At 65.9% G+C, this 24,485-nt stretch carries 24 protein-coding genes and 1 riboswitch; of the genes, 15 read left to right on the top strand and 9 right to left on the bottom strand.

Going from position 1 to position 24,485, the window contains the following annotated elements; genetic code table 11:
• Nucleotides 1-47: 47 nt before the first annotated feature.
• Entirely contained in the window at nucleotides 48-902 is an 855-nt protein-coding gene (locus tag ACUYMZ_RS14305; RefSeq protein ID WP_481604008.1) for a YflT domain-containing protein, read from the top strand.
• 106 nt (nucleotides 903-1,008) lie between these two features.
• Here the strand turns inward: ACUYMZ_RS14305 and ACUYMZ_RS14300 are convergent, their stop codons facing one another.
• Nucleotides 1,009-2,592: an aminopeptidase P family protein gene (locus ACUYMZ_RS14300; protein ID WP_426007580.1), complete on the bottom strand. Its 1,584-nt coding sequence runs from the start codon at nucleotides 2,590-2,592 to the stop codon at nucleotides 1,009-1,011.
• Between the two features lie 80 nt (nucleotides 2,593-2,672).
• Here ACUYMZ_RS14300 and ACUYMZ_RS14295 point away from each other — a divergent pair, with 80 nt between their 5' ends.
• Nucleotides 2,673-3,518, top strand: coding sequence for a PHP domain-containing protein (locus ACUYMZ_RS14295; protein ID WP_481604006.1), 846 nt, complete (start codon nucleotides 2,673-2,675; stop codon nucleotides 3,516-3,518).
• On the opposite strand, the gene ACUYMZ_RS14290 is transcribed toward ACUYMZ_RS14295, so the two are convergent.
• From ACUYMZ_RS14290 to ACUYMZ_RS14280, 3 genes are all read right to left on the bottom strand, one after another.
• A complete protein-coding gene (locus ACUYMZ_RS14290; protein WP_426003430.1) occupies nucleotides 3,515-4,414 on the bottom strand; it encodes a DNA-methyltransferase in 900 nt (299 codons plus the stop codon). The genes ACUYMZ_RS14295 and ACUYMZ_RS14290 overlap by 4 nt on opposite strands.
• Nucleotides 4,415-4,422: 8 nt before the next feature.
• Entirely contained in the window at nucleotides 4,423-6,093 is a 1,671-nt protein-coding gene (locus ACUYMZ_RS14285; RefSeq protein WP_481604004.1) for a DEAD/DEAH box helicase, read from the bottom strand.
• A gap of 291 nt (nucleotides 6,094-6,384) precedes the next feature.
• On the bottom strand, nucleotides 6,385-7,854 hold the full coding sequence (locus tag ACUYMZ_RS14280) for an RNB domain-containing ribonuclease (protein ID WP_481604002.1): 1,470 nt from the start codon (nucleotides 7,852-7,854) through the stop codon (nucleotides 6,385-6,387).
• 41 nt (nucleotides 7,855-7,895) lie between these two features.
• Between ACUYMZ_RS14280 and ACUYMZ_RS14275 the strand changes: the two genes are divergently transcribed.
• Nucleotides 7,896-8,564 carry a ferritin-like fold-containing protein gene (locus ACUYMZ_RS14275; RefSeq protein WP_481604000.1) on the top strand — a complete coding sequence of 223 codons (669 nt, stop codon included), beginning with the start codon at nucleotides 7,896-7,898 and terminating at the stop codon, nucleotides 8,562-8,564.
• A 3-nt stretch (nucleotides 8,565-8,567) separates the two neighbouring features.
• Here ACUYMZ_RS14275 and thiE read toward each other — a convergent pair whose 3' ends face one another.
• Nucleotides 8,568-9,251, bottom strand: a complete 684-nt coding sequence (gene thiE / locus ACUYMZ_RS14270; RefSeq protein ID WP_481603998.1) for a thiamine phosphate synthase — start codon at nucleotides 9,249-9,251, stop codon at nucleotides 8,568-8,570.
• Nucleotides 9,252-9,278: 27 nt separating this feature from the next.
• Nucleotides 9,279-9,396, top strand: a riboswitch (TPP riboswitch).
• Between thiE and thiO the strand changes: the two genes are divergently transcribed.
• The 3 genes from thiO to ACUYMZ_RS14255 all read left to right on the top strand — a co-directional run bounded on the left by thiO (nucleotide 9,390) and on the right by ACUYMZ_RS14255 (nucleotide 11,717).
• Nucleotides 9,390-10,667 (top strand): glycine oxidase ThiO, encoded by a 1,278-nt coding sequence (gene thiO / locus ACUYMZ_RS14265; RefSeq protein ID WP_481603996.1) that lies wholly within the window; start codon nucleotides 9,390-9,392, stop codon nucleotides 10,665-10,667. Its footprint overlaps the riboswitch before it by 7 nt.
• A complete protein-coding gene (gene thiS / locus ACUYMZ_RS14260; RefSeq protein ID WP_481603994.1) occupies nucleotides 10,664-10,900 on the top strand; it encodes a sulfur carrier protein ThiS in 237 nt (78 codons plus the stop codon). The genes thiO and thiS overlap by 4 nt, the downstream gene beginning before the upstream one ends.
• A gap of 4 nt (nucleotides 10,901-10,904) precedes the next feature.
• Nucleotides 10,905-11,717 (top strand): thiazole synthase, encoded by an 813-nt coding sequence (locus tag ACUYMZ_RS14255; RefSeq protein ID WP_426003417.1) that lies wholly within the window; start codon nucleotides 10,905-10,907, stop codon nucleotides 11,715-11,717.
• An 85-nt stretch (nucleotides 11,718-11,802) separates the two neighbouring features.
• Here ACUYMZ_RS14255 and ACUYMZ_RS14250 read toward each other — a convergent pair whose 3' ends face one another.
• Genes ACUYMZ_RS14250 through ACUYMZ_RS14240 form a run of 3 tightly spaced genes read right to left on the bottom strand, consistent with a single transcriptional unit; the run spans nucleotide 11,803 to nucleotide 13,150 of the window.
• On the bottom strand, nucleotides 11,803-12,105 hold the full coding sequence (locus ACUYMZ_RS14250) for a hypothetical protein (protein WP_426003416.1): 303 nt from the start codon (nucleotides 12,103-12,105) through the stop codon (nucleotides 11,803-11,805).
• Between the two features lie 35 nt (nucleotides 12,106-12,140).
• Nucleotides 12,141-12,365 (bottom strand): DUF3107 domain-containing protein, encoded by a 225-nt coding sequence (locus ACUYMZ_RS14245; protein ID WP_426003415.1) that lies wholly within the window; start codon nucleotides 12,363-12,365, stop codon nucleotides 12,141-12,143.
• Between the two features lie 50 nt (nucleotides 12,366-12,415).
• On the bottom strand, nucleotides 12,416-13,150 hold the full coding sequence (locus ACUYMZ_RS14240) for a TetR/AcrR family transcriptional regulator (protein ID WP_426003413.1): 735 nt from the start codon (nucleotides 13,148-13,150) through the stop codon (nucleotides 12,416-12,418).
• Nucleotides 13,151-13,156: 6 nt separating this feature from the next.
• Between ACUYMZ_RS14240 and moeB the strand changes: the two genes are divergently transcribed.
• Nucleotides 13,157-14,356, top strand: a complete 1,200-nt coding sequence (gene moeB / locus ACUYMZ_RS14235; RefSeq protein ID WP_426003411.1) for a molybdopterin-synthase adenylyltransferase MoeB — start codon at nucleotides 13,157-13,159, stop codon at nucleotides 14,354-14,356.
• A gap of 114 nt (nucleotides 14,357-14,470) precedes the next feature.
• Here moeB and ACUYMZ_RS14230 read toward each other — a convergent pair whose 3' ends face one another.
• Nucleotides 14,471-15,793 (bottom strand): glutamyl-tRNA reductase, encoded by a 1,323-nt coding sequence (locus tag ACUYMZ_RS14230; RefSeq protein ID WP_426003410.1) that lies wholly within the window; start codon nucleotides 15,791-15,793, stop codon nucleotides 14,471-14,473.
• A gap of 159 nt (nucleotides 15,794-15,952) precedes the next feature.
• Between ACUYMZ_RS14230 and hemE the strand changes: the two genes are divergently transcribed.
• The 8 genes from hemE (at nucleotide 15,953) to ACUYMZ_RS14190 (ending at nucleotide 24,450) form a co-directional block, all read left to right on the top strand.
• Nucleotides 15,953-17,068, top strand: coding sequence for a uroporphyrinogen decarboxylase (hemE, locus tag ACUYMZ_RS14225; protein ID WP_481603990.1), 1,116 nt, complete (start codon nucleotides 15,953-15,955; stop codon nucleotides 17,066-17,068).
• Nucleotides 17,069-17,073: 5 nt separating this feature from the next.
• Nucleotides 17,074-18,531: a protoporphyrinogen oxidase gene (gene hemG, locus ACUYMZ_RS14220; RefSeq protein ID WP_481603988.1), complete on the top strand. Its 1,458-nt coding sequence runs from the start codon at nucleotides 17,074-17,076 to the stop codon at nucleotides 18,529-18,531.
• A 72-nt stretch (nucleotides 18,532-18,603) separates the two neighbouring features.
• Nucleotides 18,604-19,305, top strand: coding sequence for a hydrogen peroxide-dependent heme synthase (gene hemQ / locus ACUYMZ_RS14215; RefSeq protein ID WP_426003405.1), 702 nt, complete (start codon nucleotides 18,604-18,606; stop codon nucleotides 19,303-19,305).
• Nucleotides 19,302-20,525: a ferrochelatase gene (locus tag ACUYMZ_RS14210; protein ID WP_481603986.1), complete on the top strand. Its 1,224-nt coding sequence runs from the start codon at nucleotides 19,302-19,304 to the stop codon at nucleotides 20,523-20,525. Before hemQ ends, ACUYMZ_RS14210 begins: the two co-directional genes overlap by 4 nt.
• Nucleotides 20,522-21,520 (top strand): hydroxymethylbilane synthase, encoded by a 999-nt coding sequence (hemC, locus tag ACUYMZ_RS14205; protein ID WP_481603984.1) that lies wholly within the window; start codon nucleotides 20,522-20,524, stop codon nucleotides 21,518-21,520. Before ACUYMZ_RS14210 ends, hemC begins: the two co-directional genes overlap by 4 nt.
• Entirely contained in the window at nucleotides 21,507-22,394 is an 888-nt protein-coding gene (locus ACUYMZ_RS14200) for a uroporphyrinogen-III synthase (protein WP_481603982.1), read from the top strand. Before hemC ends, ACUYMZ_RS14200 begins: the two co-directional genes overlap by 14 nt.
• On the top strand, nucleotides 22,391-23,371 hold the full coding sequence (hemB, locus tag ACUYMZ_RS14195; protein ID WP_481603980.1) for a porphobilinogen synthase: 981 nt from the start codon (nucleotides 22,391-22,393) through the stop codon (nucleotides 23,369-23,371). The genes ACUYMZ_RS14200 and hemB overlap by 4 nt, the downstream gene beginning before the upstream one ends.
• Nucleotides 23,371-24,450: an LLM class flavin-dependent oxidoreductase gene (locus ACUYMZ_RS14190; protein ID WP_481603978.1), complete on the top strand. Its 1,080-nt coding sequence runs from the start codon at nucleotides 23,371-23,373 to the stop codon at nucleotides 24,448-24,450. Before hemB ends, ACUYMZ_RS14190 begins: the two co-directional genes overlap by 1 nt.
• Nucleotides 24,451-24,485 lie beyond the last annotated feature (35 nt).

The raw sequence follows: 24,485 nt of genomic DNA, 5'->3' as shown, positions 1-24,485 counted from the left end.
TAGCTGAATTCCAGCCGCTTCACATGTCCATGCGACAGAATGGGGCTATGTCGAACATTTTTGGTGCCCCCAAAGCAGTTGAGGAATCCCGCAGCGTCCCCCAAGGAGACACGGTAGGCTCGTACACCTCCTATTTGGATGCCCAGAAGGCGGTGGACTACCTGGCGGACCAGCAGTTCCCGGTGCAGATGGTGTCGATCGTTGGAAACGACCTCAAAATGGTGGAGCGGGTCACGGGCCGCCTGAGCTACCCGCGGGTTGCCTTGTCCGGCGCATTGAGCGGCATGTGGTTCGGCTTGTTCGTGGGCGTGATGTTGTCCTTCTTCGCCCCGTCCGGTGGTCCCTTCTCCATCATCACTTCGGTCCTGATGGGTGCTGCTTTCTTCATGCTGTTCGGCATCGTCACCTACGCCACCCAGCGCGGTAAGAGGGATTTCACGTCCACCAGCCAGGTGGTGGCCACCAACTACGACGTCATTGTTTCCTTTGAGGCAGCGCACGAGGCCCGGCGCCTTCTCCAGCAACTGCCCATGAACCCGTCCCAGGCGGCGGCCGGACAGGCCCACCACTACAACCCGCAGAACTTCCAGCAGCCCGGGCAGGCACCGGAGCGTCCCTCGACCTGGAACGATCCTTACGGCCAGCGCGGCCAGGACCAGCACGGCCAGGACCAGCGCGGGCAGGGCCAGCAGGGCCAGGGTGCAGGAAACACCGCCCCGCAGCCTTCAGGTTCCAGCGCCGTGAACGGGCAGGCAACCCCGGCTCCGTCCTCCATGCGTTATCCGGACTTGCCGGACGGCCGTCCGCAGTACGGTGTACGGGTCACGGAGGGCCAGAACCCCCCGTCGCAGGACAGCGGCCAGGAGTCCGGCGACGGCGAGGCTCCCCGGCACCAGGCTTAACAGTAGGCACCAGGCTTGGCCACCAGGCACCAGGCTTAACAGCAAAGGCCACCGGATATCCGGTGGCCTTTGCTGTTGCCGCATGATGCGGCGGAGATGAAGGAACTCAGCCCTGGGCTTCGTGGTAGATGCCGGCCATCCACGACTCGACGTCGTCGGCCTTGCGCGGCAGCGCGGCGCTGAGGTTGACCGGTCCGTTCGCGGTCATCAGGATGTCGTCTTCGATGCGGACACCGATGCCACGGTATTCCTCGGGGATAGCGAGGTCTTCGGCCTTGAAGTAGAGACCTGGCTCGATGGTGAAGACCATGCCCTCGGTGAGGATGCCGTCCAGGTAGAGCTCCCGTTTGGCCTGCGCACAGTCGTGGACATCCAGGCCCAGGTGGTGGCTGGTACCGTGCGGCATCCACCGGCGGTGCTGCTGGCCTTCGGGGCTGATGGCTTCTTCCACGGACACGGGCAACAGGCCCCATTCGGCCAGGCGCTCGGCGAGCACAGTGGTGGCCGCCGTGTGGATGTCCCGGAAGCGGACGCCTGGCCGGGCTGCGGCGAATCCGGCGTCGGCGGCATCCAGGACAGCCTCGTAGACCTTGCGCTGGATATCCGTGAAGGAGCCGTTTGCGGGCAGCGTCCGGGTGACATCGGCGGTGTAGAGGGAGTCGGCTTCCACCCCGGCGTCCAGGAGCAGGAGCTCCCCGGCATTGACCGTGCCGGTATTCCTGTTCCAGTGCAGCACAGTGGCGTTGTTGCCGCATGCTGCGATGGTGTCGTAGCCGAGCTCGTTGCCTTCTTCACGGGCACGCGCAAAGAACGCACCTTCCACCACGCGTTCGCCACGCTTGTGCGTGAGGGCGCGGGGCAGTGCCCGGACCACGTCCGCGAAGCCCTCCACGGTTGCCGCAACGGCGGTCTTCATCTGCTCGATCTCCCACTCGTCCTTGATCAGGCGGAGTTCGGAGAGTGCTTCGGAGAGCTTTTCGTCCAGGGCATCGAGTTCACCCAGGTCCAGGTTCTCGGGATCCTTGGCCGTGTTGTAACGAGCAGTGTCCACCAGGGCGTCGATGTTTTCATCCACCTTGCGGACCAGGCGGATGGAGATGCCCCCGATTTCAGGCGCGCCGACGTTCTTGGTGATGGCCACCTCAAGTTCGGAAATATGGGCCGTGGGCAGGCCGAGGCGGGCCTCGAACTCGGCGAGCGTGGGGCGTGGGCCGATCCAGAACTCACCCGCACGGGAGTCGGCGTAGAACTGTTCGGTGTCCCGGCCGGCCAGCGGACGGAAGTACAGGGTGGCCGTGTGGTGGCCGCCGTCGTCGCCCTTGCCCTCAGCCACGGGCTCGAGGATCAGGACAGCGTCGGGTTCGTGGTCCAGTCCCAGGCCGGTGAGGTGCGCGAATCCGGAATGCGGGCGGAAACGGTAGTCGCAGTCGTTGGAGCGGACCTTCAGGGGACCGGCGGGGATGACGAGCCGTTCGCCCTTGAACAGTTCGGAGATGGAACGACGGCGGCGGGCGGCGTGGTCCGCAACGGCGTCGCGCGCAGGGGTCACCTGCGGAGCGGGCGCCCAGTTGCTGGCCATGAATGCCTTGAAGGCATCTGACGTGGGCCGCTGGGAACGGTTGTTGACGCGTTCCTGCAGGGGCTGGGAATTTGTGGAGTCCATGTTTTGGGTGTTTTCGGCAACATTCACCGTTACATCGTCCCACCAGTTCAGGAAGGAGGCCAACGGCGCTGCGCTCCTTGCCGGTCCGCATCCCCTAGGCTGGGGAAGTGAGGATTGACCTGCATGCGCACTCCAATGTTTCCGACGGAACCGAAGCCCCGGCCGGTGTCATTGCCTCGGCGGCCTCCGCCGGCCTTGACGTGGTGGCCTTGACCGACCACGACTCCACGGACGGGTGGAACGAAGCAGCCGAGGCGGCGGGCAGGCACGGAGTGGTGTTCGTCCCCGGAATGGAGATTTCCTGCCGCACGGAACAGGGAATCAGCGTCCATCTGCTCAGCTACCTGCACGATCCCGACCACCCCGGACTGCTGGAAGAAATCACCAAATCAAAGGACGCACGGCTGACGCGCGCCGAGCGGATGGTCACCCTGCTGTCGGAAGATTATCCGCTCACGTGGGATGACGTGATCCACCACGTTGCCCCGGGTGCCACTGTGGGGCGCCCGCACATCGCCGATGCCTTGGTCGCCGCAGGCGTGGTCTCCGACCGTTCGGAAGCCTTTGCCACGATCCTCACGTCCCACTCGCGGTACTTCGTACAGCATTACGCTCCTGACCCGGCCCTCGCCGTCGGGCTTGTCCGCGCCGCAGGCGGAGTTCCGGTCTTCGCCCATCCGGTGGCTTCGTCCCGGGGACGCATCGTGGGGGAGAAGACGTACAAAGAGATGATCGACGCCGGGCTCATGGGCCTGGAGATCGAGCACCGGGACAATCCGGAGGAAGGCCGGCTGTTCCTCCGGAAGCTGGCCGCCGAGCACGACCTCCTGGTCACCGGTTCGTCGGACTACCACGGGGCGGGCAAACCGAACCTGTTGGGGGAGAACCTGACCTCGCCGGACGCGCTCGCCCGCATCGAGGAGTTGGCCACCGGCAGCCGGGTGGTCCGCTAGGAAGTAGCGCCCAGCTGGTCCTGGGCTGTTGCGGACGGGGAGTGGAACAGGGCCTTGCTTCCCAGCCGCTTGCGCATGACGTCGATCGCCTGCTCGTTCTGATCGACGCAGACGAAGTTCCTGCCCAGTTTCGCAGCGACAGCCCCCAAGGTTCCGGAGCCCGCGAAGAAGTCCAGGCACCAGTCGCCCTTGCGGCTTGAGGCCGAGACGATCCGTCGGACGAGGCCTTCGGGCTTCTGGGTGGGGTAGCCGGTTTTTTCACGCCCGGTAGGGGAGACGATGGTGTGCCACCATACGTCGGTGGGAAGCTTGCCGAGTTCGCGCTTGGCAGGCGTCACCAGTCCCGGTGCCATGTAGGGTTCACGGTCGACTTCGGAGTTGTCGAAGTGGTACTTGGCCGGGTTCTTGACGTACACCAGGATGTTGTCGTGCTTGGTGGGCCAACGGTTTTTTGCCCGCGCCCCGTAATCGTAGGCCCAGATGATTTCATTCAGGAAGCACTCGCGGCCGAAGATCGCATCCAGCATCACTTTGGCATAGTGGACTTCCCGGTAGTCCAGGTGCAGGTACAGGGTGCCGTCTTCGGACAGCAGGCGCCACGCCTCTACGAGCTTCGGCTCCAAAAAGGACCAGTAGTCGCTGAAGGCGTCATCGTAGCTGTGGAGTGCGCCCTTGATGGTGTCGTAGGAGCGGCCCTTGAAGCCGACCCTGTCGCCGTCGCCGTCCGCGTTACGGACCATGCGCGTCTCCTGGCGGCGCTGGACCCTTCCTGTGTTGAAGGGAGGGTCCACGTAGATGAGTGTGAAGGCGCCGTCCGGCAGCGTGGGGAGGAAGTCCGCGTTGTCTGCGTGTACCACCAGGTTGCCGCCGTCCGGCGCCCAAACAGTGTCAGTCATTGAAGGCTTTAGGCCTCGCCGTTGCCGGACGCCGTGCTCTTCTGCTCGCCGGAGACAACCTCGCCGTTGCGGCGGCGGGTGCGGGGACGGCGCGTGCGGGCGGGCTTGGTTTCCGCAGCGGCAGCCGATGCCTCGGAAGGACCGGCAGCCGGGGCTGTTTCGGCATCGGACGTACGACCGCGGCGCGTGCGGTTGCGACCGCCCTCGCCCTGGGTTTCGCTGCGGTTTTCGTCAGACCGGCTACGGCTGCGGCCCCGGGTTCCGCCGCGGCCCGAACCACCGGAACGGGAGTTCTTCTTGCCGGTCTCGCCGAGGTCCTCGAGGACTTCGGCGTCAACGCCGGCCAGGGTGCGCCGGCTGCGCGGCAGGCGTCCCTTGGTGCCTTCGGGAATGTCGAGGTCCGTGTACAGGTGCGGCGAGGACGAGTAGGTTTCCACCGGCTCCGGAACGTTGAGTCCAAGGGCCTTGTTGATCAGTGCCCAGCGGGGCACGTCATCCCAGTCCACGAACGTGACGGCAGTTCCCTTGTTGCCTGCGCGGCCGGTGCGGCCTACGCGGTGGAGGTAGATCTTCTCGTCCTCCACGCACTGGTAGTTGATGACGTGGGTGACGTCCTCGACGTCGATGCCGCGGGCCGCGACGTCGGTAGCCACCAGCACGTCCACCTTGTTGTTCCGGAACGCGCGCAGTGCTTGCTCGCGGGCGCCCTGCCCAAGGTCTCCGTGGATGGCGGCAGCAGCGAAGCCGCGATCCACCAGCTCCTCGGCGACCTTCGCGGCAGTGCGCTTGGTCTTGGTGAAGATAACGGTCCGGCCGCGCCCCTTAGCCTGCAGGATGCGGGCCACGACCTCGGTCTTGTCAAGGCTGTGCGCGCGGTAGATAAGCTGGCGGATGTCGCGCTTGGTCATGCCTTCGTCGTTGGGATCAGCGGCCCGGATGTGGGTGGGCTGGGTCATGTAACGGCGGGCCATGGCAATCACAGGCCCGGGCATGGTGGCGGAGAACAGCAGCGTCTGGCGCACTGCGGGCGTTCCGGCGATGAGGGTTTCAACATCGGGAAGGAAGCCCAGGTCCAGCATTTCGTCGGCTTCGTCGAGGACCACGATCTTGACGTTCTTGAGGCTGAGATGGCGCTGCTTGTAAAGGTCGATCAAACGGCCGGGCGTGCCCACGACCACCTCGACGCCCTTCTGCAAGGCCTCGATCTGGGGCTCGTAGGCCCTGCCACCGTAGATCGTGGCGATGCGGGCGTTGCGCTTGCGGGACGCTGTCTGGAGATCGTTGGCTACCTGCACGGCCAATTCGCGTGTCGGAACGATCACCAGGGCCTGTGGCGCTCCCGGCACGGCGAGCTTGTCATAACCGGCGTCGTCGCGTCCCAGGACCCGCTGCAGCGCGGGAATGCCGAAGCCGAGGGTCTTGCCCGTTCCGGTTTTTGCCTGGCCGATGATGTCGTGTCCGCTGAGTGCAACGGGCAGGGTCATGGCCTGGATGGGGAAGGGATGGGTGATGCCGGCGTCGGCCAGGGACTCGACGATGTCGGCGCGGACGTTGTAGTCCGCGAACGACTTTTCTTCGAGCTCGTGGGGAGCTTCGTCCGAGGTGATGGTTTCCTCGGGCTCGATCGACTCGGTGCCGGTGGCGTCCGTCAGGACTTCATGGGTGTGCAATTCACTCACAGGGAGTTTCCTTATTCATTTGGGCATTGGCGCTGCACGCTCAACGGCGGCCGCAAAGCCGTACCGGAGCACGGACGGGCGCACAAGCAATTCCAGTGGAAGCCGATCGCGGGCTATCTAAGTACTGGCACTGGGGACCAGTTGGTACATCTCAAGATCGCGTAGGGGCGGGCTTGTTGATTTCAAGAAAAGGACTGAATCAACGACCGGGCATCCATTACTACAGGCCCAGTCTATCCTCTGCGGACCCCAAACCCCGGATCATAAGCGTATTCCCGCCGCGGAACTGCCTCAGGGCAGGAGTTCGAAACGGATTTCCCGTGCCGCGATGTCTGCCTTCACCAGCCGGACCCGGACCTTGGTGCCCGACTCAAGTTCGCCGTCGCACTTTGCCGTCACGGCAGGTTCCGCGATCTGGATGGTGCCGAAAGGGCCGTTGCCGTTCCCGTTGTTGCCGTTCCCGTTGGACGGCTTTGACCCCGAGATCACCACGGCGTCGAATTCGTCCCCGATCCGGTTGGCCACCAGGGCCGCTTCCACCGTGTCCAGGGCCAGGCGCTCCAACCGTCCCGCGAGCTGGTCTGAGGCTGCCATGATCTCCGGCAAGGTAGGCAACGCCTCGCGTGCCCAGTCCGGGATGTCGTGGCCGTTGCTGAGGGCCTCGCAGATCACCAGCACAAAGCGGTCTATCAGGCGGCGCAGCGGGGCAGTCGTATGCGCGTACGGCGCACCGATGGCCGCCTGGACGACGTCGTCAGGGACATCGCCGTCGAAGGGCGTGTAGCCGGCGCCGCGGAACAGCGTGCCCGCCGAGTGCAGGATTGCCAGCTGGCGCGGATCGGACGCGTCCAGCGTGCGGAGGTATTCACCATAGGTAATGCCGCCGTCCCACGGCTTTCCCAAGGCCTGCGTCTGGCGCTTGAAGTGCAGCAGTGAGCGCTCATCCGGGGCGGGCATGGTCCGCAGGATGCCTACCTTGCCCTCCAGCATCAACTGCGCTGCCGCCATGCCAGTCATCAGGGAGATCTGGGCGTTCCAGTCTTCCACCGGCAGCGAAGGTGCGGCTGCAATCCGGTAGCCACCTCCGCCTGTTGCCTGGACAATCTCCTGCTCGGGCATGTTGAGGCTGGCGCCGCCACGCCGGCGTTCCAGCTCGACGCGCTTGAGTCCCACTTCCTTCAGGAGCCGAAGCACCTCAGGCGCCGTGCCGGCGTCGAGCTGCTCCTGGGCGCCCTTGTAGCTCAACTTGGCGCGGCTGCGGACGGCGGCCCGTGACACGGACGTGCCAGCAACCTCACCGTTCGGGTCCAGCCTGAAGTCCCAGACGAAAGCACTGCAGTCCTGGTTCGCCAGGAGGCTGCCGGCGTTCTCGCTGATCACCTCCGGGTGCAGCGGGATCCGGCCATCGGGCGCATAGAACGTCTGGCCGCGCTGCCGGGTCTCCGCGTCCAACGCACCGCCAGGGGCAACGAAGGACGGCACATCGGCTATGGCATACAGGACCTTGTAGCCGTCGCCGTCGCGCTCGATGAAGAGGGCCTGGTCAAGGTCCGTGGAGCTGGCAGGATCGATCGTCACGAACGGAACGTGCCGCAGATCGTGGTCCGGCAAGCGGTGCTCTTCCACCGCGCGCCGGGCCTCCTCCACAGCCGGTGCCGGGTACTCCCGGGGAAGATCCAGCTCCGTCCTCAAGGCAGCCAGGGCATCGGCAAGCTGGTCCGTGGAGTCGTCGACGTTGGGAGCTATCCGATGATGTGACACGAAAGTCACATTAGCCCGAAAACCGCCGATAGTCTTGAAGCATGGGCACTTCCCAGGACAGCAATGCTCCAGTTGGCACCCTTGCGATCGAGCTCCTTGGGGCCATGGCCTACGGGGAGTTGTCGGCCTTCGGGAGGCTGTCCGCGGACTCCCGGCATGCTCCCACCCTGCGGGATGCGGCCATGCTGGGCAAGATTGCCGTGGGAGCCTACGGAAACTTCGCCATGATCAGCGACCACCTCGCCGGGTTGGGCGTTGATCCCGAGGATGCCATGCTGCCATTCCAACGGTCCTTCGACCACTTCCATGAGCGCACCCGGCCGGGCGACTGGTACGAGTCGGTCATGAAGGCCTACGTCATCGATACGGTCTCGGCTGACTTCTACCGTACCGTCGCAGGATTCCTCGACGCCCGAACACAGGTGGTCGTGCACCAGGTCGCTTCTGCCGACCATGCCACGGAGGCCCTCCGCATGCTGCTGCGGAAGGCGCTCGCCGACGATCCCAGGCTCGCGTCACGACTCGCGCTGTGGGCACGGAGGCTCGTGGGGGAAGCACTGACGCAGGCACAGCGGGTGGGACTGGAACATCCCTGGCTGGGCCCCGTGCTCAAGGCCGGCGGGGAGGCGCGGGAAGCGGTGGGCCGCTTGACTGCGGACCTGGCAGCGGGGCACGGACAGAGGATGTCGGGCCTGGGACTGGCCCCCTGACCGTCAGCGGCCGGCGTCGAGGGCCTCGAGCAGCGACCTTGCCGCCGCCGTCGGATCGTCCGCCTCCGTGATGGCGCGAACCACCACGATCCTTGCGGCACCTGCGGCCACTACGTCCTCGACGTTGCCGAGGTCGATCCCGCCGATGGCGAACCAGGGCAGATCAGCGCCCGCGGCGTCGTTCCCGCGGGCACGTTCCACTGCTTCTGCGGCAAATGTGACCAGCTCCAGTCCAACGGCCGCGCGACCGGGTTTTGTGGGAGTGGCCCATACGGGTCCGACACAGAAATAGTCCAGCCCGCCCGGCACCTGCGACGCCGCGATGGCGGCATCGGCCTGTTCCGGAGTGTGGGTGGAGAGGCCTATCGCGGCACCGGGCAGGAGCTGCCGGGCGGCCGGAAGCGGAAGGTCCTTCTGGCCGATGTGGAAGACCGGAGCCCCGGAAACACTGGCAACATCGGCCCGGTCGTTGACCGCCCACAACTTTCCGTGGCGTGCAGCGGCCTTGCCGAGGACCTCCAGGAGCTCCAGCTCCCGGCCGGCCTCCATGGACTTGTCCCGGAGCTGGATGATGTCCACGCCACCGGCGAAGGCGGCGTCCACAAAGTCCGCAAAGTCCTCCTTCTCCTGGCGTGCGTCGGTGCACAGGTAGAGGCGGGCAGAAGCAATGGCGTTGGGCTGGGTCATGGAAACCAGAGTAGTTCCTCTAAACTGGGCTCGTACTGCGGGAGCCGTGGCAGCGTCATATGACTGCCCGGCTGAGAGGGCTTCAGCGCCGACCGCTTGACCTGATCCGGGTAATACCGGCGTAGGGAAGGGAAAAACATGGTCGTATCCCGGCCCGTTCCGGAAACAGCACCGGACCTTGAAGCAGACGTGATCGTCATCGGTGGCGGGATCATCGGATTGGGCATCGCGCACGAGGCCCGGGCGGCCGGCCGTTCGGTGGTGGTGGTCGATCCCGCACCTGCCACGGGGGCCACTTTCGCAGCAGCAGGCATGCTCGCCCCCGTCAGCGAACTCCATTACCAGGAGGAAGACCTCCTGGAACTCATGCTGGAATCAGCCCGGTTGTGGCCGGCTTTCGCGGCGGACCTCGCCGGACGTGGAACAGCCATCGGTTACTGCACGACGCCGACACTTGGTGTGGGTGCCGACGCTGCCGACCGCCGTGCCTTGACCGATCTGCGGTCCGCCCAGCTTGCGGCCGGATTGGCCGTGGCGCCGCTGGCCCTGCGGGAAGCGCGGGAGCGCGAACCGCTTTTGAGCCCGCAAATTTCCTGTGCTTTCGATATCCCCTCCGACCACCAGGTGGACCCGCGGAGGCTGGCCGCCGGCCTGATGTCGGTCCTGGCCTCCCATTCTCCGGAAGACCAGACCTGGGTCTCCGGGGCCGCCGACGGTTTCCTGGTGACGGAGTCCGCAACCCGGTTGCTCCGCGAGGAGGACCGGGTGTTGGGTGTGGGGCTGGAGTCCGGCATAAAAGTCCGGGCTGCGGAGACGGTGGTGGCCAACGGACTCGGCGCCGCCAAGCTCGACGGACTCCCTGATGGGCTGTCCCTTCCCGTTCGTCCCGTCTACGGGGATATCCTGCGGCTTCTCGTGCCGGAGCACCTGCGCCCGCTCGTGACAGCCACGGTCCGGGGAATGGTGCGCGGGGTCCCGGTCTACATCGTCCCGCGTGACGACGGGACCGTGGTCATCGGGGCAACGCAGCGCGAAGACAACCTTTCTGCCACGTCCAACGCAGTCTCAGCCGGAGGTGTCTACCAGCTCCTTCGCGATGCCCAGGTCCTGGTGCCCGCCGTCGCCGAACTCGAGCTGCTCGAGGCCACGGCACGTGCACGGCCAGGCACACCGGACAACGCACCCCTGCTGGGACGGGTGACCGGCAGCACCGGGGAGGTTCCCGGACTGGTCATCGCCACCGGCTTCTTCCGCCACGGCGTCCTCCTCACCCCGGTCGCGGCAAAGATCGTGGGCGGGCTGCTGGGCGGCTCCAGCGACCCGCGCTGGTCGCGGTTCGCACCGGACCGTTTTGCGCCAACTGCACAGCATGAACTTCCTCCCGCACCACGCACGTCGATCAAGGAACCCGCATGAACATCAAACTCAATGGCACTGCCCGTTCAGTGCCGGACGACGCATCCGTCAGCACCCTCGTCAGCGACGTCACCGGCCGCGCCTTGGACCACCGCGGTCAGGCGGCCGACGGCGGCAAGCTGGGTGTCGCCGTCGCACGCAACTCCGAAGTAGTCCCGCGGAGCCAATGGGCCGCGACGACCCTGGCCGACGGCGATGAACTCGAACTCGTTACTGCGGTCCAGGGAGGCTGAGAGCATGACCATCACCAGCACAGGCAATACGCGGCAGACCGGGACCGACGACGCCCTGGTCATAGACGGAGTCGGATTCTCGTCCCGCCTCATCATGGGAACCGGAGGGGCGCCGAGCCTGGACGGACTTGGTGCGGCGCTCCTGGCCTCGGGCACCGAGCTCACCACCGTGGCCATGCGCCGGTACTCGCCGGCAGAGACGGGCTCGCTTTTCCAGCTCCTGGTGGACAACGGCATCCGCGTACTGCCCAACACGGCCGGATGCTTCACTGCCAAAGACGCGGTGATGACGGCCGAACTGGCCCGTGAAGCCCTGGAAACCGATTGGGTCAAGCTGGAGGTCATCGCTGACGAGCACACTCTCCTCCCGGACGCAGTGGAGCTGGTGGATGCCACGGAGCAACTGGTGAACCGGGGTTTCAAGGTGTTCGCCTATACCAACGATGATCCTGTCCTTGCCCTGCGCCTGGAGAACCTCGGAGCCACGGCCGTCATGCCTTTGGGATCGCCCATTGGGACAGGACTGGGCATCCTGAATCCGCACAACATCGAACTGATCGTGTCCCGTGCCTCCGTTCCCGTGGTGCTGGATGCGGGCATTGGCACGGCATCGGATGCGGCGCTGGCCATGGAACTCGGCTGCGACGCCGTCCTGCTGGCTACCGCTGTTACCAGGGCCCAAAACCCTGCGCAGATGGGCGAGGCGTTCAAGCATGCGGTGGCGGCTGGCCGGCTCGCCCGGCGTGCCGGCCGTATACCGCGGCGCGAGCACGCTTTGGCGTCCTCTGCCATGGAAGGCCGTGCCGAGTTCCTGTGACCGGTGCTGCATTCCCTGCAGCGGCGGGGACTCAAACGGCTGTGGCCACCACCCGAGGGGTGGTGGCCACAGCCATTGCCGGGACCTAGAGCCGGAGGGCCTTGGTCAGGGCCGCAGTGTCGTGTGCTGTCCGCTGCCGGCCCAGGAAGACCGCTACGCCCGCAGCTGCCGCCGTGCCCAGCACAATCGGGAGGACCCACGGGATCCACGTCAGGCCGGGCTGGTAGCCCAGGCCGAACGCGATGAAGATGATCCAGGCAACCGTACCTGCAGCCGCAGCGACGCCCGCCGGCACCGCGATGCCGTACTTGCTGTGGCGCTTGTCATTGGCCCACACAATAAAGCCGGTGGCAACGGTGGCTAGCACCACAACGACGAGTGACAGCATCGGTTCTCCTTGCGGCTGGCTATGAAACGGTGGCTTTAGAGGGCGCCAAAGCCCACGCGGCGGACTTCCTCGGCGCCGATCTCCACATATCCCAGGACGCTGCCCGGAACGATCACCTGGCGGCCTTTCTCGTCCGTGAGACGCAGGTCAGACCCCTTGGAGATAGCTTCCCCTACGATCTTGGCGACGGCCTCGGCATCGAGGGCGGATTCGAGCACGATTTCGCGGCCAACATTCTGAATGCCGATCTTTACTTCCACAGCAAGGCCTCCAAGCCAGTCAAGAGTTTAGTCAGTCCTCTATTTGTAGCTTAGGACTCTTTGGGGAATCGACTGATTCCGCGCCAAGCTAAACGATAGATCAGATCGCTGGCGACATCGAGGTCGAGGTTCCCGTCCGTTTCCAGCCAGTAACGCGCGCTGACCTGCGCCATTCCCGCCAGGCCCCGGCCCAGGAGCTGGGCCTCCAGAGGGGGCAGTTTGGTGTCTTCCGCGATCACGCGGGCCACGGCGTCGGCAAAGGTCTTGTTGAACGTTTCCAGCCGGGAACTTACGTCGGGATCGTTGATGAGGTCCGATTCGAACACCAGGCGGTGCGCCTGGTCGTCGTCGGCGATGAACTTGTAGTACGCACGCATCACGGCCTTGACGCGTTCCTTGTTGTCCGTGGTGGAGTTCAAGGCGGTGAGCATCAGTTCCGTCAACGCGGCCAGGTGGCTGTCCAGGAGTGCCATGTAAAGCTCGCGCTTGGAGGGAAAGTGTTGGTACAGGACGGGCTTGCTCACATGGGCGGTCTCGGCGATTTCATCCATGGCAGCACCATGGAACCCATTGGAAACGAACACTTCCAAGGCAGCATTGAGCAGCTGCGCGCGGCGTTCATCCCGCGGCAACCTCGCTGAACGCGTGGTGCCGCTCCGTTCCTGCTTAGCCGGTGATCCGTCGCTTGCCCGTGTGCCGTCAGCCACAGTCTGCCGCCTTTCCCTTGCAGTTATGACCACTGTACCCGTGGGTAATATGACCGGGCGGCATCGGCAGGCATACATTGGGGTATGGCCTCAATTCCTGCTGCCCGCACCGCGCCCGCCGTCCTGCCGCCCCTTGTTGAACCGGCCGACGCTCTGACGCCGGCCGAGGTGGAGCGTTACTCCCGGCATCTCATCATTCCGGAAATCGGCGCGCTGGGCCAACGGAGGCTTAAGAATGCGAAAGTCCTCGTCATAGGGGCAGGCGGCCTGGGTTCACCGGCACTGCTGTACCTGGCTGCAGCCGGCGTGGGAACCCTCGGAATCGTGGACGACGACGTCGTGGATTTGAGCAACCTCCAGCGCCAGGTGATCCACGGGGTCAAGGATGTGGGTTCGCCCAAAATTGAGTCAGCACGGAACGCGATCGCGGAGCTGAACCCCTTGGTCACCGTGGTTCTGCACGATCTCAGGCTTGACGCGTCCAACGCCCTGGACCTTTTTGCCCAGTACGACCTCATCCTGGACGGCGCGGACAACTTCGCCACGCGGTATCTGGTCAATGACGCCGCTGCCATCCTGGGCAAGCCCTACGTATGGGGTTCCATCTTCCGGTTTGACGGCCAGGTCAGTGTCTTTTGGGCGGAGCACGGCCCCACCTACCGCGACCTCTATCCCGAGGCGCCGCCCGCCGGCTCAGTGCCGTCCTGCGGGGAAGGGGGAGTGTTCGGCATGCTGTGCGCGGCCGTGGGGTCCCTCATGGTGACTGAAGCGGTCAAGCTGATCACCGGCGTCGGACGTTCCTTGCTGGGGCGCGTGGCGCTATTTGATGCCCTGGGTGGAAGCTGGCGCGAAATCAAGGTTTCCAAGGACCCTGAAGCCGCGCCCATCACCGAACTGACCGACTATGAGGCTTTCTGTGGCATCACTCCCGCGGCAGAAACGGACCGGGAGCACACCGTCTCCGCGGAGGAGCTGTCACGGATGCTGAAGGAGCGTGCTGAGGGGGAGCGGGACTTCGACCTCGTGGATGTCCGGGAGTCGGGGGAACACAGCATCGTCAACATCGAAGGTTCCGTGCTCATCCCGCAGGGCAGGATCCTCGCGGGCGAAGCGTGGGTGGATCTGCGGCAGGACCGGGACATCGTCTTCCACTGCAAGGCGGGCACGCGTTCGGCTGCCGTGCTGGAGGCCGCCAGGACGGCGGGCTACACCAGGGTCAGCCATCTCGACGGCGGTATCCTCGCCTGGGTGCGCGACGTGGAGCCGTACAAGCCGGTCTACTAGGCACCGCCGGTGTACCAGGCAGCCAGGCGCAGCAACGCAGTAGCAGCGCGCAGCAGCAACGCAGCAGCAACGCGCAGCAGCAAGGCGCAGCGATTCAGCGCCTGGCGCTGATTCTCAGGCGCTTTCGGAGCGCAGCTGTTCGTGGTCTACCGGGCATTCGGCGGCAGGCGCGGCAACCTGGGGCTGCTCGACCTGGATGCCGTAGAGTGCCTCGAGGGCTGCCACATAGTCGTCCTGCTGGCCCTTGGCGGCAAGCTCCCTGGCCCGCACGGTGGGAACATGGAGGAGCTGCTTGACCATGCGGCGGAGGGCGAACTCCACTTCTTCGGCAGCAGCCGTGCAGCCGTGGCGGGCGCGCACTTTTTCCATCTCGGAATCCAGTACGTTCATGGTGTGGCGGCGCAGGGCCACGATCGCCGAATCCACCGAGCGCGATTCACGCTCCGATTCGAAAGCCTGGGCAGCGGTGTTGACGATCGTGCTCGCCTGGGACAGGGACTCGGCCTGCTCCTGGGGCGCTGCGAGGCGCACGGATTCCAGGGTGAGGAGTTCAACTCCGTCGAGTTCCCCCACGGCGGGGTCGAAGTCGTGGGTGAGGGCGAGGTCGATCGCGATCAACGGCTTGCCGGAGTTGGCGCGGACCCGCTCCAGGTCTGCCGCTTCGACGCGGGTATCAGATCCGCTGCAGCCGATCATGACATCCGCCGCAGCCACGGCAACGGGCAGGGTGTCGGCATCCAGGGCCGTGCCGCCGCGGGTGGCCACGAAGCCTTCGGCGCGGCCGGAGGAGGAGTAGACCGAGATGTCCGTACAGCCGCGTTCACGCAGCAGGGACATGGTGGCGCCGGCGTAGGCGCCCGTACCGAAGACGACCACTTTCTTGGTGGACCAATCCGCGGAGTCCGACAAATCCGTTGCGAGGTCCAGGGCCACGGACACGATGGACAGGCCGCGTGAGCCCAGGGCAGTCTGCGCCCCGACGTCCTTGGCGGTCTTGGATGCCGCTTGGAAGAGCCGCACCAGCCCGGAGCTGGCGGTACCCTCCTGCTGCGCGGTGATCAGGGCACGGCGTACCTGGCCGGCGATTTCACGCTCGCCCACCACAGCGGAATCAAGGCCGGCGCTCACGGCGAAGAGGTGGCGGGTGACGTCTGGCCCCGTGTTGGTGCTGAAGGAGCGGGAGACGAGTTGCTCGTTGAGTCCGCTGAGCTCGCTGATCTGGGAAACGAGGGCCGAGCGCGCGGCTTCAAGGTCCGCGCCATTGGCCGTTTCGCCATAGATTTCGTAGCGGTTGCAGGTGGCCAGGACCACCGTTCCGGAGACCACCGGAGACCCGGACAGGGCCGAAGTGGCAAGCCCGGAAGAACCGTTGCTCAGTTGAGCGACGGTTTCGAGATCGATGTCGGCGTGTGTAGCCACCAATGAGAAAAGAACCACAGCAACCCCATCATAGCTTTTTCGTAGCTCGGTAGAACAATGCCCGGCAGTGGGAATCGACACCGGGCAGGGTGATCCGCGCCACTCCGGTGCCCGACAGGTCTGTACATGACAGCCTGTCGTTATCTTTTAGCCCGGATTTTCGGCACAATCGAAGGCATGACTTCAAGCGCGGCAGCTTCCAACAATACGGCCATCAATGCCCCGGCGGGGATCCTCGGCGCCGACCATCCGCTGGTGGACGGCCGTACTTCGGACTCTCCGCTGATCACCGCCTACCGCGGTGGAACGCCCTCCCGCAGGCCGGTGTGGTTCATGCGCCAGGCAGGCCGCTCCCTGCCCGAATACCTCAAGGTCCGCGAGGGTGTCGCCATGCTTGACTCCTGCCTGCGACCGGAACTCGCGGCGGAAATCACCCTGCAGCCGGTCCGTCGGCACGACGTCGATGCCGCAATCTTCTTCTCGGACATTGTCATTCCGCTGAAGCTGGCAGGCGTGGGAGTGGACATCGTGCCGGGCGTGGGGCCGGTCCTGGACAAGCCGGTGCGTACTGCAGAGGACGTTGCGGCTCTTCCGCAGCTGACCTGGGAAGCGCTTGAACCTATCCGGGAGGCTGTCCGACTGACCGTTGCCCAGCTGGGCAAGACGCCGCTGATCGGATTTGCCGGTGCTCCCTTCACGCTGGCTGCCTACATGGTGGAGGGCCGGCCTTCACGCGACCACCTGGGACCGCGGACCATGATGCACGCCGACCCGGAAACCTGGGCAGCGCTGGCCGCCTGGGCTGCGGACGCATCGGGTTTGTTCCTGCAGGCACAGCTGGAAGCGGGTGCCTCCGCCGGACAGCTCTTCGATTCGTGGGCCGGTTCGCTGGGCCTTGGAGACTACACCAAGTATGTGGCCCCGGCTTCAACGCGGGCCCTGGAACACGTCCGCGGGCTGGGTGCACCCTTGGTGCACTTCGGTACGGGAACCTCCGAGCTCCTGGTAGCCATGCGCGATGTCGGCGTGGACGTCGTGGGGGTGGACTACCGGCTTCCGCTCGATGAGGCGAACCGCCGCCTGGGTGGCGCGGTTCCCTTGCAGGGCAACATCGATCCCGCCCTTTTGTCCGCTCCGTGGGAGGTGCTGGAGGCCCACGTCCGCGAGGTGATCGCGGCCGGTTCCGAGGCGCCCGGCCATGTCCTGAACCTGGGACACGGCGTACCGCCGGAGACCGACCCCACCGTGCTGACCCGCGTGGTGGAACTCATCCACTCCATCCCGGCCAAGTAGGACTGATGCGCGGGGGACACGCACCTTCCCGTCCTGCTGCCATCGTGGTAGGCGGTGGAGTCTCCGGCCTGGTGGCTGCCCGGGAGCTGGCGCTGGCCGGACACGCCGTGACGGTCCTCGAAGCGACGGAGGCGTGGGGCGGATGTGTCGGCCGGCACGAGGTGGCCGGCCTGGCCCTGGACAGCGGGGCGGAGTCTTTTTCGACGCGCTCGTCTGTGGTTGCGGATCTGGCCGCCGCACTGGGGCTGCAGGACAACATCGTCGCTCCGCATCCTGGCGGCGCGTGGGTGCAATTGCCCGATGGACCCCGCGAACTCCCCAAGACGGGGGTGCTGGGTATCCCGGCGAATCCCTGGGATCCGGAAGTCCGGAGGTCCCTTGGCTGGGCCGGGGCCTTCCGGGCCTCCCTGGACCGGTGGCTTCCGGCGTCCGTTGGCAGTTCACAAGATGTGACCAGCGTTGCTTCCCTGGTCCGGCAGCGTATGGGCCGGAGGGTCCTCGAACGACTGGTGGTTCCGGTTGTTGGTGGTGTCCACTCCGCCGATCCCGCCTTGCTGGATGTCGACATGGTGGCGCCGGGCCTGCGCACGGGCCTTCGCGTCCACGGCTCCCTGGCGGCGGCCGTGGCGGCGCAACGCAAAGCTGCGTCCGCGTCGGGGCCGGCACCCGCCAAGGCCGGTTCCGCCGTCGCCGGCTTGAAAGGCGGCATGAATACCTTGGTGGAGGCGCTCGTCAAGGATGCGCGGGACCGGGGCGTGTCGCTGTTGAGCGGACGGCGCGTGGACGGCATTGCCAAAACAGCCACGGGCTGGCGGGTCACCGCGGGTGAATCCGCGTACGACGCCGGCAGGCTCGTCGTGGCGCTCGACGGTCCCGCCGCCGTCGGGCTTCTTGGGAAGGCCCTGCCGGAACTGACCGGCTTGCGGCCGGCGGCAGGGCCGCTGGTCAGCCTGGTCACGATCGTGGTGGACCTTCCCCAACTCGACGGCCGCCCGCGCGGTACCGGAATCCTGGTAGCGCCCCAAACGCCGGGAATCACTGCGAAGGCTTTGACCCATGCCACCGCCAAGTGGGACTGGTTGGCAGAAGAGGCCGGTCCGGGAACGCACGTGCTGCGGCTTTCATACGGGCGGCGGGAAGAAGCCGGGGGAGAAGCGGTGGACCTGGTCCTGTCCGACGACGAACTCCTGGCGGCGGCCCTTGCCGATGCCTCGGCCCTGCTGACGGTGCCGGTCACCGGTGCCGACGTCCTGGACTGGGACGTGGTGCGGTGGGATGGAGCGTTGCCTTTTGCCGCGGTCGGTCACAAACAGCGGGTTGCCGAGGTGCGGCGAGTGTGCGCTGCAGCCAACGGCTTGACCGTGGTCGGCGGGTGGTTGGCAGGCAATGGCCTGGCCGCCGTGGTGTCCGACACCCAGGCCCAGTTGGCGGACATGGTGGACCCGAAACCCTCCAGAGTGTGATTTGTATCACTTCTACGTGTTGTAGAACTATTCCGTTTCGACTTAGGGGCCGGCACGGGGCAAACTTGAACCATGAGCCACACTTCTGCCGAATCTGTCACTAAAACTGCTGGAACCGAGGAACAGTTCTACACGCTGTGGACGGTCTTCAAGCGCTCGGCCGACGTCCTGCGCAGCGACGACGCTGTCGAGGAATTCGAGACCCTGGTCGGGAAGCTCGCTGCGAACGGCGTGATCCTCAGGGGCAGCTACGACGTCTCGGCCATGCGCTCGGACGCCGACGTCATGGTGTGGCTCCACGGTGCCAAGCCGGAAGACCTGCAGTCCGCCGTGCGGGACATCCGCCGCAGCGCACTGTTTGCGGGCACTGGGATCGTATGGTCCGCCATGGGTGTGCACCGCGAGGCCGAATTCGCCAAGAGCCACGTCCCCGCCTACGCACGCGGTGTGGAACCCAGCACCTGGCTTTGCGTCTACCCGTTCGTCCGCTCCTACGAGTGGTACCTCCTGCCGTCCGAGGAACGCGGCAAGATGCTGCGGGACCACGGGCTCCTGGGCCGTGAATTTCCCCAGGTCATCTCCAACACCGTCTCATCCTTCGCCCTGGGTGACTGGGAATGGATCCTTGGCCTTGAAGCACCTGAGCTGGTGGACCTCGTTGACCTGATGCGCCACCTCCGCGCCACCGAGGCCCGCCACCACGTCCGTGAAGAAATTCCCTTCTACACCGGCCGCCGCATCTCGGCCGCCGAGATCGCCGAGGTCCTGGCATGAGTGAACTCCTTGTCTCCACCGAACCCAACGCCGTGACGGAGCGTGGGCGCCAGGAGCCGCAGAACTATGACGCCGTCCTCCTGGCCTCCTTCGGCGGTCCCGAGGGCCAGGAAGACGTCATCCCCTTCCTGCGCAACGTCACCCGCGGCCGTGGAATCCCGGACGAGCGGCTCGAAGAGGTCTCCCACCACTACCGGGCGTTCGGCGGCATCAGCCCCATCAACCAGCAAAACCGGGAGCTCAAGGCCGCCATCGAGGCCGAACTCGCCAAGCGCGGCATCGGGCTGCCGGTGCTGTGGGGAAACCGGAACTGGGACCCCTACATCGCTCCGGTCCTGCAGGATGCTTACGACGCCGGCCACCGCCGGATCCTGATGCTCACCACCAGCATCTACTCCTGTTACTCCAGCTGCCGCCAATACCGCGAGGACATCGGCGTCGCGCTGACGGAAACGGGCCTCGACGGCAAGCTCCAGGTGGACAAGATCCGCCAGTACTTCGACCACCCCGGCGTGGTGCAGCCGTTCCTCGAGGGCACGGCTGCGGGCCTGGAAGAGATCCGCACCAAGCTCGCCGCTGCCGGGGAAGCCGATCCGGATTCGGTCATCCGCGTGCTTTTTGCCACCCACTCCATCCCCACGCGGGATGCCGAAGCTGCCGGCAGGTCCGACGACGAACCGCGGGACTTTGCCGAGGGCTCCGCCTACGCGGCCCAGCACCTTGCCAACGCCCAGGCCATCATGGATGCCGTGGCACCGAACGTGGCCTGGGACCTTGTGTACCAGTCGCGCTCGGGGGCACCGCACATTCCGTGGCTCGAGCCAGACATCAACGACCACCTCGAGGAGATCGCCCCCACCGGCGTCAAAGGCGTCGTCATCGTGCCGCTCGGCTTTGTCAGCGACCACATGGAAGTTGCCTGGGACCTGGACACCGAAGCCCTGGAAACCTGCAGCAACCTCGGCATCGAGGCCACCCGCGTTCCCACGCCGGGAACCCACGCTGCCTTTGTGTCCGGCCTGGTGGACCTGATCTGCGAACGCACGGTGGAGAACAACATCGCCGACCGCCCGCACCTGACGGGACTGGGGCCCTGGTACGACGTCTGCCGGCCCAACTGCTGCGAAAACTTCCGTGGGGCCAAGCCCGTCATTTCGGAGGTTGGTTCCACCACCGGAACCTCGCACGACGCCTACCCTGCCGCGGAGGCCACCAAGTGACCGTAAGGATCGGCACGCGGGCCAGCAAGCTCGCGCTGACCCAGACCCAGCAGACAGCCGACCGGTTGGCCGCTGTGGGTGGCTTCCCCGTGGAACTGGTCCACATCCGCACCGAGGGCGATGTGAAGACGGGATCGCTGTCCCAGATGGGTGGCACCGGAGTCTTCGTGGCTGCGCTGCGGGATGCCCTGCTGGTGGAAAACTGCGACGTCGCCGTGCATTCCCTCAAGGACCTGCCCACCGGGCCTGCCCTTGGCCTGAGCATCGCCGCCACGCCTCAGCGCGTGGATGTGCGGGACGTCCTTTGCGCGCGGGACGGGCTGACGTTGGCCGAACTGCCCGGTGGCGCAAAGGTAGGCACAGGCTCGCCCCGACGCGCGGCCCAGCTGCGTGCAGCGCGTCCGGACATTGAAGTATTGGATATCCGCGGAAACGTGGACACCCGCCTCAACAGGGTCCCGGGCCTGCCTGGCAACACCGTGGTCGATGTTGTGGAAGGCAAGTCCAACGACCTCGACGCCGTGGTGCTCGCCGCCGCAGGGCTGGAACGCATGGACCGCCTGGACACCGTCACGGAATTCTTTGACACCTCGGTGATGCTGCCGGCTCCCGGACAGGGTGCGCTGGCCATTGAATGCCGTACCGCCGATGCCCCGCAACGCGAGGGCTCGGCCGACGGCGGCAACGTCGTGCTGGCCCAGGCCTTGGCCGCACTCAACGACGACGACACCCGGCTTGCGGTCACCGCGGAGCGGGCAGTTCTGGCGAGGCTGGAAGCCGGCTGCGCTGCCCCCGTAGGCGCCTATGCCTACCGTAAGGGAAGCATGCTCCATCTCGAAGCCGTGGTGTGCGCAGTTGACGGCACAAAAACAGTCCGGGAAAAGAAAGCAACCGACGGCTTGACCGAGGTAGGCGCCACCCTGCTGGGTATCGAGGTCGCAGAACTCCTCCTCGCTGCCGGTGCGGCGGAGATTGCCGATCTTGCAGCGTCCTGAGCTGCCGCAGCATGCAGGCCTGGCCGGCCGGCGCATCCTGATTACCAGGAGTGCCGACCGCGCCAGGCCGCTTGCTTCCCTCCTGGCCGGCCTTGGCGCGGAACCCTGGATCCTTCCCCTCATCGACTTTGAGCGCGCCCGGGACCAAGCACCCCTCGACCTGGCCTTGGACAAACTGGCCCATGGCGAATTTGACTGGATGGTGATCACCAGCATCACCACCATCCGCGCCCTGCTGGGGAAGGCAGCTGAACGTGGGGTTGAGCCCGCCGCGTTGGTTCCTTCCGGAACCCGCATCGCCGTGGTGGGTGCGGCATCGCGCCAGGCCCTTGAAGCGCTGGGCCTCACGGTCGCACTGGCTCCGTCGGGTTCCCAGTCCGCAGAAGGGCTCCTGGCAGAGTGGGCTGCTGCAGAGCAACCTGCAGGACGTGTCTTCCTGCCCCAAGCTGATATCGCCGCTCCCGCGCTTCGGGACGGGCTGACGGTCCTTGGCGCAAGCGTCACCGCCGTGACGGCTTACCACACGGTCGATTACCCGGCCCGGCCGGAACTGCGGGTCGACGCCCCGCCGGGGTCCGCCGTCGTGGGTTCCGCTGACGCGCCCATCACCGAGCCAAGCCCGGAAGACGTCCGCGCCGCGCTGGCGGACCAGGCACTGGATGCCGTGGTTGCCGCCTCGCCGAGCGCCGCCCGGCGGATAGCTGCGACCCTGCTGCCATTGGGCACCTGCCGTTTCGTAGCGATCGGGCGTCCGACGGCGGAAGAAGCCGCCGCGCTGGGGATCGCCGTTGCTGCGGTCGCCCGGGAGCCGACTCCAGAGGGCATCGCAGACGCCCTCGCAACAGTTCTAGCCAATGAAGGGAACCCAGCATGAGCTTTCCAAACCACCGGCCCCGCCGCCTTCGCACCACACCGGCCCTGCGCAAGCTCACCGCAGAGAACCGCCTTGCCCCGGCCGACCTGATCCTTCCGGCCTTCATCCGGGAAGGACTGACGGAGCCAAGCCCCATCACCTCCATGCCGGGTGTGGTGCAGCACACCACCGACACCCTCAAACGTGCTGCCGCTGAAGCAGTGGAACTTGGCGTCGGCGGCATCATGCTGTTCGGTGTGCCCCAGGTCCGGGACGCCCGCGGTACCGCTTCCCTGGACCCTGACGGGGTCCTGAACAAAGCGATCCGCGATGTCCGGTCCGAGGTGGGCGACGCCCTGGTGGTCATGAGCGACGTATGCCTGGACGAGTTCACCGACCACGGCCATTGCGGCGTGCTTGATGCCGACGGGTACGTGGACAATGACGCCACGCTGGAAATCTACGCCCGGATGGCTGTGGCCCAGGCGGACGCCGGCGCGCATGTGCTCGGACCCTCGGGAATGATGGATGGCCAGATCGCCGTGATCCGGCAGGCGCTGGAGGACGCCGGCCACAAGAACACCGCCGTCCTGGCCTATGCGGCCAAGTACGCGTCGGCGTTCTACGGGCCGTTCCGGGAGGCTGTTGACTCCCAGCTCAAAGGCGACCGCCGTACCTACCAGATGGACGCCGCCAATCGCCGGGAAGCCATCCTGGAAGTGGAGCTGGACCTCGAAGAAGGCGCAGACATGGTCATGGTCAAACCTGCCATGAGCTACCTGGATATTCTTGCGGACGTAGCGGCCATGAGCCCGGTGCCGGTTTCGGCCTACCAAATCTCCGGGGAATACGCCATGATCGAAGCTGCCGCCGCCAACGGGTGGATCGACCGGCGCGGTGCCATCACCGAGTCGGTCCTCGGCATCAAGCGTGCCGGTGCTGACAACATCCTCACCTACTGGGCCTCCGAGCTGGCAGGCTGGCTGAAGGAGTCCTGATGAACCCCGTCCCCGCCGACCCCACCGCCCCCGTGCCGGGCGACCGCATCCTGCTTGGACTCAACACGTTCGGTGATGCCGGCGTGGACGCCGACGGCAACCCGAAGGACCATGCCCGGGTCCTGCGTGAGCTGCTGGAGGAAGCAAAGCTGGCTGACGCCGTCGGAATCCATGCATTCGGCGTGGGGGAGCACCACCGCCGCGATTTCGCCGTGTCTGCCCCCGAGGTGTTCCTGGCGGCCGCCGCGGCGGTGACATCCCGGATCCGCTTGGGCTCTGCCGTTACTGTCCTCAGCTCGGACGATCCCATCCGTGTCTTCCAGCGGTTCGCCACAGTGGATGCCATAGCCAATGGCCGCGCCGAAGTCATGCTGGGCCGTGGTTCGTTCATCGAGTCCTTTCCTTTGTTCGGGCTGGACCTCGCGGACTACGAGGTCCTGTTCGAGGAGAAGCTCGCACTCTTCGACCAGGCACGCGCCCAGAAGCCCATCCACTGGGAAGGCCGGACCCGGCCGGGCATCAACGGCCTGCAGGTGTACCCGCACCTGCAGCACCACCTGCTGCCCGCCTGGATTGGCGTGGGCGGAACGCCCGAGTCCGTGCTGCGGTGCGCGGAGTACGGCTACCCCATCATTTTTGCGATCATCGGTGGCGAACCCCGGCGTTTTGGCCCGCTCGTCAAGCTGTACCGGGACGCCATGGCCAAATACGGGCATCCCATGCAGCAGATTGCCACGCATTCTCCGGGGTACATCGCGGACACGGACGAGGCCGCCCGCGAGGAGCTCTTCCCGCACTGGCTCGAACAGCGCAACCGGATCGGTGCCGAACGTGGCTGGGGGCCGGGCAACCGGAGCGAGTTTGAGGCCATGTGCGGCCCCGAAGGCGCGCTCTATGTGGGATCTCCGGAAACGGTTGCCCGGAAGATCGTGCTGCTCAAACGCAACCTCGGCGTCGACCGCTTCGACCTCAAATACAGCAATGGAACCCTGCCGCACGGCTCCATGATGCGTTGCATCGAACTGTACGGAACCGAAGTGGCACCCCGGGTTGCGCAACTGCTGGCCGAGGCCCCGTAAGCCCTGCGCACCCCTGGCGCTTCCCCGGAAGCTGC

The sequence above is a fragment of the Arthrobacter sp. T572 genome, from assembly GCF_056780115.1.
This window is presented reverse-complemented; position numbering and strand designations above follow the sequence as displayed.

Excerpts from the sequence above, each read along its gene's own strand:
- ACUYMZ_RS14305 (WP_481604008.1), top strand. The coding sequence starts at position 48 with ATGTCGAACATTTTTGGTGCCCCCAAAGCAGTTGAGGAATCCCGCAGC.
- ACUYMZ_RS14290 (WP_426003430.1), bottom strand. The coding sequence starts at position 4,414 with ATGACTGACACTGTTTGGGCGCCGGACGGCGGCAACCTGGTGGTACAC.
- ACUYMZ_RS14275 (WP_481604000.1), top strand. The coding sequence starts at position 7,896 with ATGGGCACTTCCCAGGACAGCAATGCTCCAGTTGGCACCCTTGCGATC.
- thiE (WP_481603998.1), bottom strand. The coding sequence starts at position 9,251 with ATGACCCAGCCCAACGCCATTGCTTCTGCCCGCCTCTACCTGTGCACC.
- thiO (WP_481603996.1), top strand. The coding sequence starts at position 9,390 with ATGGTCGTATCCCGGCCCGTTCCGGAAACAGCACCGGACCTTGAAGCA.
- thiS (WP_481603994.1), top strand. The coding sequence starts at position 10,664 with ATGAACATCAAACTCAATGGCACTGCCCGTTCAGTGCCGGACGACGCA.
- ACUYMZ_RS14255 (WP_426003417.1), top strand. The coding sequence starts at position 10,905 with ATGACCATCACCAGCACAGGCAATACGCGGCAGACCGGGACCGACGAC.
- ACUYMZ_RS14250 (WP_426003416.1), bottom strand. The coding sequence starts at position 12,105 with ATGCTGTCACTCGTCGTTGTGGTGCTAGCCACCGTTGCCACCGGCTTT.
- ACUYMZ_RS14240 (WP_426003413.1), bottom strand. The coding sequence starts at position 13,150 with ATGTATGCCTGCCGATGCCGCCCGGTCATATTACCCACGGGTACAGTG.
- moeB (WP_426003411.1), top strand. The coding sequence starts at position 13,157 with ATGGCCTCAATTCCTGCTGCCCGCACCGCGCCCGCCGTCCTGCCGCCC.
- hemE (WP_481603990.1), top strand. The coding sequence starts at position 15,953 with ATGACTTCAAGCGCGGCAGCTTCCAACAATACGGCCATCAATGCCCCG.
- hemG (WP_481603988.1), top strand. The coding sequence starts at position 17,074 with ATGCGCGGGGGACACGCACCTTCCCGTCCTGCTGCCATCGTGGTAGGC.
- hemQ (WP_426003405.1), top strand. The coding sequence starts at position 18,604 with ATGAGCCACACTTCTGCCGAATCTGTCACTAAAACTGCTGGAACCGAG.
- ACUYMZ_RS14210 (WP_481603986.1), top strand. The coding sequence starts at position 19,302 with ATGAGTGAACTCCTTGTCTCCACCGAACCCAACGCCGTGACGGAGCGT.
- hemB (WP_481603980.1), top strand. The coding sequence starts at position 22,391 with ATGAGCTTTCCAAACCACCGGCCCCGCCGCCTTCGCACCACACCGGCC.
- ACUYMZ_RS14190 (WP_481603978.1), top strand. The coding sequence starts at position 23,371 with ATGAACCCCGTCCCCGCCGACCCCACCGCCCCCGTGCCGGGCGACCGC.